The organism is Methylobacterium sp. E-025 (assembly GCF_022829705.1).
In the GTDB taxonomy this organism is placed as follows: domain Bacteria; phylum Pseudomonadota; class Alphaproteobacteria; order Rhizobiales; family Beijerinckiaceae; genus Methylobacterium.
This window is the reverse complement of record NZ_JAKSYR010000028.1, coordinates 1-1,098: the sequence shown is the minus strand read 5'-3', so window position 1 is coordinate 1,098 and position 1,098 is coordinate 1. Positions and strand designations below refer to the sequence as shown.

Below are 1,098 nucleotides of genomic sequence, written 5' to 3'. Positions count from 1 at the left end.
GGGCGGCGCCGCGCCTGTCCGAGCTCGGGCCGGTGTTCTGAAGCCCCGGCGCGCGAGCGCCATCGACGACGTGAAGGAAAGGCCCGACATGCGCATCCTGGTGACCGGCGGCTGCGGCGTCATCGGCTCCGCCCTCGTGCTGCACCTGGTGCGCGACCTCGGCCACGACGTGCTGACGCTGGACGCGCTGACCGACGCGGCCAACCCGGTGTCGCTGGCGCCCCTCGCCGAGGCTCCCCGCCACCGCCTGGTCGAGGACGACATCCGCGACGCCGACGCGGTGCGCGCGTCCAGCGTCAGCACGTCGTGGCCGAGGTCGCGCACCAGGTGGAGCACGAGGGCGGAGCCGATGAAGCCGCAGCCGCCGGTCACCAGGATGCGCATGTCGGGCCTTTCCTTCACGTCGTCGATGGCGCTCGCGCGCCGGGGCTTCAGAACACCGGCCCGAGCTCGGACAGGCGCGGCGCCGCCCGGTCCTTGTCGGACAGGATCGCCTCCGCGGCCAGGACCGGCCAGTCGATGCCGACGTCCGGGTCGTTCCAGACCAGGGCGCGGTCGTGGGTCGGGCTGTAGTAGGCGTCGACCTTGTAGGCCACCATCGTGTCCGGCGTCAGGGTGCAGAAGCCGTGGGCGAAGCCGTGCGGGATGAACAATTGCTCGCCGCCCTCGGCATCGAGCGTGACGGCCACATGCTGCCCGTAGGTGGCGGAATCACGGCGCAGGTCGACCGCCACGTCGAGGATCGCCCCGGCCAGCACCCGCACGAGCTTGGCCTGGGCCTGCGGCGCGACCTGGAAGTGCAGCCCGCGGATCGTCCCCTTGGGCGCCGAGAACGACTGGTTGTCCTGCACGAAGGCGCAGGCGATCCCCGCCCGCGCCAGCGCGTCGACGCGAAACGTCTCCGAGAACCACCCGCGCGCGTCCCCGAACCGCTTCGGGACAACCCGCATCACCCCCGGAACCCGGGTCTCGATCACATCCATCGCACGCTCCCCGAATGCGCCGCGCTCGCGCCGGACACCGCCCCGGACCGAGCCTCGGCGCCTGTCCCGCCCATCGCGACGGGGCTTCCAAACATTCCCGCAAGTTGTCAAGGCT

1 protein-coding gene and 2 pseudogenes are annotated in these 1,098 nt (G+C 72.0%); 1 reads left to right on the top strand and 2 read right to left on the bottom strand.

Annotated elements, in window-relative coordinates:
- Positions 1-88: 88 nt before the first annotated feature.
- Positions 89-289, top strand: a pseudogene (locus MKK64_RS02035) (NAD-dependent epimerase/dehydratase family protein); the annotation flags it as partial.
- Positions 290-315: 26 nt separating this feature from the next.
- Here MKK64_RS02035 and MKK64_RS28350 read toward each other — a convergent pair.
- Positions 316-384, bottom strand: a pseudogene (locus MKK64_RS28350) (hypothetical protein); the annotation flags it as partial.
- Positions 385-431: 47 nt separating this feature from the next.
- Positions 432-983, bottom strand: a complete 552-nt coding sequence (rfbC, locus tag MKK64_RS02025; RefSeq protein ID WP_243932051.1) for a dTDP-4-dehydrorhamnose 3,5-epimerase — start codon at positions 981-983, stop codon at positions 432-434.
- Positions 984-1,098 lie beyond the last annotated feature (115 nt).

Bases quoted from the DNA above. Each gene is read 5' to 3' on its own strand.
- rfbC (WP_243932051.1), bottom strand. From the start codon at position 983: ATGGATGTGATCGAGACCCGGGTTCCGGGGGTGATGCGGGTTGTCCCG.